Origin of the sequence: Siphonobacter sp. (assembly GCF_048595215.1) — a bacterium.
GTDB lineage: Bacteria > Bacteroidota > Bacteroidia > Cytophagales > Spirosomataceae > Siphonobacter.
This window is the reverse complement of the sequence record NZ_JBMDWJ010000268.1, coordinates 1-7,432: the sequence shown is the minus strand read 5'-3', so window position 1 is coordinate 7,432 and position 7,432 is coordinate 1. Positions and strand designations below refer to the sequence as shown.

Genomic DNA, 7,432 nt, shown 5'->3' with positions numbered 1-7,432 from the left:
GGAACTTGTGGTGGCTGCAAATGGCAACACGTACAGTACGAAACCCAACTGGATTTTAAGACCCGTCAGGTACGCGATTCGTTGGAACGACTGGCGAAAATTCCGCATCCGGGCATCCGACCTATTATTGGTTCAGCCCACGAATATGGCTACCGGAATAAATTAGAATTTACTTTTTCGACCAACCGCTGGTATACAGATGCCGAGATTGCCTCGGGTGAGACGCTGGAGCGGCGAGCGGCGGGCTTCCACATCCCCAAACGTTTCGACCGAATTCTGGATATTATGCAGTGTCATTTGCAGCCAGAACCCTCTAATGCGATTCGTCTGGCCATCAAGCATTACGCGGAAGAACGCGACTGGGCTTTCTATGACCTCATCAAACACGAAGGATTCGTGCGTAACGTGGTCATCCGAACGGCCAGTACGGGCCAGGTGATGGTGATTGTACAGTTTGGTCAACCCGACTGGGAAAAGATTGACGAACTCATGCGTTTCCTTCAGGAACAGTTCCCAACGATTTCGTCCTTACACGTTGTCGTCAACCAGAAGGTCAATGATACCTTTCAGGATCAGGACATCATTCACGTCGCCGGCACGCCGTACATTGAAGAATCCATGGAAGGGCTGATCTTCCGCGTTGGCCCCAAGTCTTTTTATCAGACGAATTCAGAACAGGCGTACGTCCTTTACAAAATAGCCCGCGATTTTGCTCAACTGAAAGGCGACGAGCTGGTTTACGATTTATACACGGGCACCGGAACAATTGCCAACTTTGTGGCTCACCAAGCCCGCAAAGTAGTCGGTATTGAGTACGTACCTTCGGCAGTTGAAGACGCCAAAGTCAATTCCGAGATCAACGGCGTGGCCAATACTTCCTTCTACGCCGGAGACATGAAGAAGCTGCTAAAACCCGACTTCTTCGCTGAGCATGGCAAACCCGACGTAATCATTACCGATCCCCCACGGGCGGGCATGGATGCGGATGTAGTAGAAGCCATTCTGGAAGCCGCTCCGCAACGCATTGTCTACGTGAGCTGCAATCCGGCTACGCAAGCCCGCGATGTAGCGATGATGGCCGAGCAGTACGAAGTGAAAGCCGTACAACCAGTAGATATGTTCCCGCACACACATCACGTAGAGAACGTCATGTGGCTGGAAAAAAAGAGTATCTAAATTACGAGTACCAACGAAAAAAGGCCTAAACGTTAGGCCTTTTTTCGTTGGTACAGATACCTGATCGTTTGATCTGTTTCAGTCCAACCGCTTCGGGCCTGAGACGCTTATGTAGGATTAATTTAATAAATTAGCCCGATCATCCGTCAGTCATTAAATAAGCACCGTAACGTGCGGTAGTCATGAAACGTATTTTGCGTATCCTTACCCAGTTGAATCTCAATACCATCCGATTCAACTTCAAGTATTTACCCTTTAGCCAAGCTATTCGTTTTCCGGTTTTCGTTGCCAAGCAAGTGTATCTGAGTAATCTCCAGGGTGAGATAAAAATTGAAGGACATTTGTGGCCTGGAAAGATAAAAATCGGCTACGGTGAAATTGGAATATTTGATAAGCATAAATCCCGCTCTATTTGGCAAGTTGCCGGCAAAGTAGTATTCAAAGGAGCCTGTAACCTTGGACACGGATCTAAAATTTCCGTAGGTGATCACGGGGAAATTATTTTCGGAGAAAATTTTTCAATTACGGCCGAAAGTTCTCTGATCTGTTACAAGAAAATTACGTTTGGATCAAGTTGTGTACTTTCCTGGGATATTCTTATCATGGATACCGACCTTCATTCCATTTATAATGCTCAGGGTGAACTTATCAATGCTCCTAAAGAAATTCGTGTAGGCGATCACGTCTGGATTGGCTGTCGGTGCACCATTTTAAAAGGAACTAGGATTGGTTCAAATAGCATCGTAGCCGCGGGCACTACCATCAACAAAACGCTTCTTAACGAAAACGTCATTTTAGGCGGAAGCCCAGCTCGGGTGTTGAAAGAAGAGGTCTCCTGGCAGGTATAAACGCTCACACATTCAATTTTCCGTATTTACGAGAAGCAATTTGTACTATTTCCCGAATGTCATGGTCTTTGATAAAGAACCATTGCAGTACCATGTACATGACTACACTTCCACTGACTGTAACGACCAATACAGTCAGTGTATCTTCCGTGTATAGGTAAGTAAGATTACGGATGCCAAAAAAGAGAAATCCAACCAGAACATTCTGTAACAGGAGTTTCCAGGGAAACGTTAGTTTAATTAATCGCTGTGAAAAGATAAACAACAATAGCGTGACTATACTTTCGGTCAATACGGTACTGATGGCACTGCCGATGTGATGGTAAATGGGAATCAGGATTAAATTGAAAACTACGCAGACCGCTACACCTGCCAGCGAAGCAAACATGATGTATTTCTCTTTATTGAGCGGAATTAGGATTTGGTAGTAGATCTGAGCCAGGCTAATAATAATCACGACACTCGCCAGAATTTTCAGTGATAATGCGGCCTCGGCGAAATCTTTACCCGAAATTAACATGACCAATTCTTTCGATAAGCAAATGATTCCTAAGGCCAGCGGAACACTGATTAAGAGCGAAAAACGGAGGGCTTTATTCAATAAAAGGGTTGCTTCATCCCGTTTGTTTTCGTTCAGTAAATTGGATAATCGGGGTAATAACACGCCCACTAAAGAGCCAATAATTATCAAAAATAACTTACTGATTTTCAGTGAAGCTGCGTAAAAGGCAACCTGCATACGTGTCGAAAAGAATCCTAATAAAACGGTATCCATGAGCACGTACAGACTGGTAATAATCGTAATCGATAAGAGAACTAATAATTGCTTGATATGCGGAACCAGCAATAGATTTTTCCATCTAAAGTTTACATATCTCCTCGCGAAGTACATATTGATGATTGCCGTAACGACCAGACTGAATAAGTTAATTCCGTAGTAAATAGACTTGTCATCCGGACTTTTAACAAACAGAAATAATAAGGCAATACAGAAAACCCGTATGGCTAGTGATCGAAAAACGATGATTTTAAAATTCTCATTACCAGTAAAGAGCCATTCAATCGTAAATACATTACTGATCACAAACCCTATTCCGATTTTACACAGCGTTAAGTCCGTGTGTAGCTTGGCAACGTTGATGGCCAACAGCCAGTAAAGCAGGGCCATAATCATCGAAATCAGGAAATGGATCGTTAGCAGCTCCGAAAAGAGCTTACTCATTTTTTCCTTGTCCTGCCGTACTTTAGCAATTTCACGCACGCCGTAGATAGGAATGCCCAGAGCACTGAATAGCATAAAGTACTGCGTGAGATTCTCAACGAAACTTACCGACCCCATCCCTTCCGGAAGTAACACCCGCGAAGCGTACGGAAAGGTGATTAACGGCAGTAGTAACTGGCTTGCTGAGAGCAAGAAATTATAAATAAAATTTTTTCCAATTGTACGATCCATAGGTGGGGTTAGCGAGTATCGAGCTGCGTAAGCGAATCCTAGCACTAAAAGTACTGAAAAGTTTACAGGAATTTTTCAAAATCCCTAACCCATTTTGCTGTATTTTTATTAATCGTACGTAAGTATTAGTTACTAGTCGTTTGCATTGGTCATAAAAAAGGCCAGTAAGTGTCTATTGCACTCACTGGCCTTTACCTGTAATAAGGTTATATTTAGAAGGGTACGTCGCCCATATTGGTACTGAAACTACCAAATTCGCCCGGTGGTGGGGTCTGCGTCTGCTGATTGACCTTGCTACCAAACGTTTTTGCCGGTGCTTGATTCTCAAAGGATCCAATCGAGTCGCTGGTTTCTACGGTGTTGAAACGCGGAGCTTCAATCATCGAGAAATCGCCCCCGCCCAGATCCGCGAACTTAGTAAACTTGTTAATAAACCGAAGTTGTACCGTTTCCGTCGAACCCGAACGGTTTTTACCAATGATCACTTCGCCCACACCGGTAGTAGCCTGACCGTTCTCATCCTGCGTAATTCCGTAGTATTCGGGTCGGTAGAGGAACATAACCATATCGGCATCCTGCTCGATGGAGCCCGATTCCCGTAAATCCGAAAGCTGGGGTTTCTTTTCTCCCCCCCGCGTTTCTACTGCCCGGCTCAACTGGGACAGGGCAATTACGGGTACGTTCAATTCCTTGGCCAAGTTCTTCAGAGCCCGCGAAATCGAGGCAATTTCCTGTTCACGGTTTCCGCCACCTTTGCTACTATCCCCCTGCATCAATTGCAGGTAATCGATGACTACTAGCTGAATGTCGTGTTGTTGTTTCAGACGGCGGCACTTGGCCCGCAATTCCAAAATGGAGAGAGCGGGGGTATCGTCAATAAAAATCGGAGCCGAGTTCAGTTTACCAATCCGGGCGTGCAACTGAGCCCACTCGTGATTAGCGAGACTTCCTTTCTTGATTTTTTCACTTTCGATCTCTGCCTCCGCTGAAATCAGACGATTCACCAGCTGTACGGAAGACATCTCCAGCGAGAAAATAGCCACGGCCTGATTCCAGTCAACCGCTGCATTGCGGCAGGCGGACAGAATAAAGGCCGTTTTACCCATGGCCGGACGAGCCGCGATAATGATCAATTCGGATTTCTGCCAGCCGCCCGTCACGCGGTCCAGAGCGGTAAAGCCGGACGCTACGCCCGTTAGGCCATCCTGGAGGTGTTTCTTGGCTTCGAGTTCTTCCAGAGCTTGCTTTACGACCGCATTCATGTCCGAGAAATTCTTCCGAATGTTCGATTCAGAAATGCGGAACAAGTCCTGCTCGGCTTTATCAAGCAGATTAAATACGTCGGTAGTATCCTCGTAAGCCAGCTTGAGTACTTCATTGGACGAAGTAATCAAATCCCGCTTGATGGAATTCTCGGCAATTTTGCGAGCGTACGCTTCCACGTTCGCCGCCGAGCTGATCCGGCTGGTAAGCTCCGCCAGATAGGCCGATCCCCCCGAAAATTCGAGCGTACCGTCATTCCGCAAGCGTTGCGTTACCGTTAATAAGTCAACGGGTTCGGAATTATTAAAGAGCGTGAGTACCGCCGAAAAAATCTTCTGGTGGGCTTCGCGATAAAAACTTTCCGGCTTCAGGATGTCCACGACGTTGGTCAGAGCATCCCTTTCCAGCATAACCGCTCCCAACACGGCTTCTTCCAAATCAACGGATTGCGGGGGTATCTTTCCTAAGCCCGTATCCAGCCAGCGATTACCGTTGGCAAGTCCTCCTACTGAAGTCGTTGGTTTTCTTGCAGTTATGTTTTTTCGTTTATCGTCCATACTTACAATGTTACGCAAATAGAGGGTCTAATTTACAGGATGGTCCTGCATTTTTTTATGCGGAATCGATAACTTCCTGATACTGAAAATTGAACGAAAGAGCGGCTTTACTGGTTTTAAAAAAATAACAAATAAGCCTGCAAATCGTTAGAAAAAAAGATTACTTTGGGCAAAGAAACGATTCACAAAACCTCTTCATAGTTTGATCGAAAAAACCATCACACTCGACGAAGTTTCCTTAGTTGATTTTTTAGGCGTCGAGAATACGAATATCCGGGAGCTCTCAGCAGCTTTCCCGATGAGTAAAATTATTTCGCGGGGTAATGAAATTACCATTCGCGGTACTTCGTCAGAAATCAATCGTATCACCGAAATTCTGGAGTCACTCCAGCAGCATTATTTACGTTACGGGAAGATTACCTCCGACAACGTGAAATCCTACCTTGATCAGACCGAGGATGAGCCGGTAGCCACTGCCGTTCCAACGGACGACGATGTGTTTCTCTACGGAAACAAAGGCGTCGTCATTCGGATGAAAACGGCCAACCAGCTGGCCATGGTTGAAGCGGCGGCGAAACACGACATTGTGTTTGCGGTAGGTCCGGCGGGTACGGGTAAAACGTATACGGCCGTTGCCATTGCTGTAAAAGCTCTCAAAAACAAGGAAGTACGTAAAATCATCATCACTCGCCCCGCCGTAGAAGCCGGTGAAAATCTGGGCTTCCTGCCGGGTGATCTGAAGGAGAAAATTGATCCGTACCTACGACCGATCTACGATGCTCTGGATGATATGATTCCAGCGGAAAAACTGAAACTGTACATCGAGAACCGGACCATCGAAATTGCTCCGCTGGCCTACATGCGGGGTCGTACCCTCAACAACGCTTTTATTCTGTTGGATGAGGCTCAGAATACGACGACGATGCAGTTGAAGATGTTCCTGACGCGGATGGGTCCTACGTCGAAAACCATTATTACTGGTGACCGGACGCAGGTGGATCTTCCAACCAAAATGAAATCAGGACTCAGCGAAGCCCTGGGCATTTTGGATGGCGTACCTGGTATTGGTTTTATTCAACTCGATGGCCGGGATGTGGTTCGTCACAAGCTGGTTCGTCTGATTATTGAAGCCTACGAAAAGTCGGAAGCTACGCATGAGTCCAGAAAATAAACAATCGTACTATTTCTGTAAAAAGCCGCTCTTATGCGGCTTTTTGCTTTGCCTGCTCAGTGTCTCCACCACCTGGGCCCAACGCGTACGAGACTGTGCATTTTCGCCTGTTTATCAGCAGCAAGTGCAAAAAATGAAGGCAGCGGCCGTACGGCGACAGGCTTTTGAGGATTCCATTCAGGCCTTTGTGGAGCAACGGAAAAACCGGGGTGGCCGTACCGCTGACCGGATCATCCGGATTCCGGTGGTCGTTCACGTCATTCATAATACGGCGGATTCAAACCGAATCGGTGGAACGGGCAATGCCAATATTTCAGTAGCTCAGATTGAATCACAGATTCGGGTGCTTAACGAAGATTACCGCCGGCAGGAAGGCACGCGGGGCTATAATACCAATCCCGTGGGAGCGGATATGGAAATTGAGTTTTACCTGGCCAACCGCGATCCGAATGGAAATCCTACCAACGGAATTCTTCGTCGCTACCGGAATCAGGCCGTTTACAATATTCAGTCCGACCTCGAAACCGTCAGTGCCCTTAGCTATTGGCCTTCCAATCGCTATTTGAACATTTGGGTCTTGCCGGATATTCGTAACTATCTTGGTTACGGGCAGTTTCCGGCTTCTACGTCCGTGGAAGGCTTAAACGCTTACTATGAAGATTTCCCGCAAACCGACGGCGTGTTCATCGCTCACCAGTATTTTGGGGATACGGGGAATCTGGCTGATGAGACCTACAGTTATGGCCGTACGCTTACGCACGAAGTCGGTCACTGGCTGGGTTTGATTCATACCTGGGGAGATGAGTACTGCGGGACGGATTACTGCGATGACACGCCGCCCACCGAGTCGGCGAACAACACGCGGTTCTGTAACGATCGGTATTCAACCTGCGTAAGCGGTCAGAGCACCCGAAACATGATCGAGAATTTTCTCGACTACTCCCCCGACGCCTGCATGAATACC

The 7,432-nt window shown here is 46.9% G+C and carries 6 protein-coding genes; 4 read left to right on the top strand and 2 right to left on the bottom strand.

Annotated elements, in window-relative coordinates:
- Together rlmD and ACOJTG_RS16705 are read left to right on the top strand one after the other, a co-directional pair.
- Nucleotides 1-1,176 (top strand): 23S rRNA (uracil(1939)-C(5))-methyltransferase RlmD (gene rlmD / locus ACOJTG_RS16710; protein WP_420154874.1); only part of this gene is annotated, 1,176 nt, incomplete at its 5' end.
- 182 nt (nucleotides 1,177-1,358) lie between these two features.
- A complete protein-coding gene (locus ACOJTG_RS16705) occupies nucleotides 1,359-2,024 on the top strand; it encodes an acyltransferase (RefSeq protein ID WP_420154873.1) in 666 nt (221 codons plus the stop codon).
- Between the two features lie 4 nt (nucleotides 2,025-2,028).
- Here the strand turns inward: ACOJTG_RS16705 and ACOJTG_RS16700 are convergent, their stop codons facing one another.
- Nucleotides 2,029-3,477 (bottom strand): flippase, encoded by a 1,449-nt coding sequence (locus tag ACOJTG_RS16700; protein WP_420154872.1) that lies wholly within the window; start codon nucleotides 3,475-3,477, stop codon nucleotides 2,029-2,031.
- 212 nt (nucleotides 3,478-3,689) lie between these two features.
- Nucleotides 3,690-5,297 (bottom strand): replicative DNA helicase, encoded by a 1,608-nt coding sequence (dnaB, locus tag ACOJTG_RS16695; protein WP_420154871.1) that lies wholly within the window; start codon nucleotides 5,295-5,297, stop codon nucleotides 3,690-3,692.
- 202 nt (nucleotides 5,298-5,499) lie between these two features.
- On the opposite strand from dnaB, the gene ACOJTG_RS16690 reads away from it, so the two are divergent.
- Together ACOJTG_RS16690 and ACOJTG_RS16685 are read left to right on the top strand one after the other, a co-directional pair.
- Nucleotides 5,500-6,468 carry a PhoH family protein gene (locus ACOJTG_RS16690; RefSeq protein ID WP_420154870.1) on the top strand — a complete coding sequence of 323 codons (969 nt, stop codon included), beginning with the start codon at nucleotides 5,500-5,502 and terminating at the stop codon, nucleotides 6,466-6,468.
- Nucleotides 6,452-7,432, top strand: a 981-nt coding sequence (locus tag ACOJTG_RS16685) for a zinc metalloprotease (RefSeq protein WP_420154869.1), incomplete at its 3' end; no start/stop codon positions are given. The genes ACOJTG_RS16690 and ACOJTG_RS16685, both read left to right, overlap by 17 nt.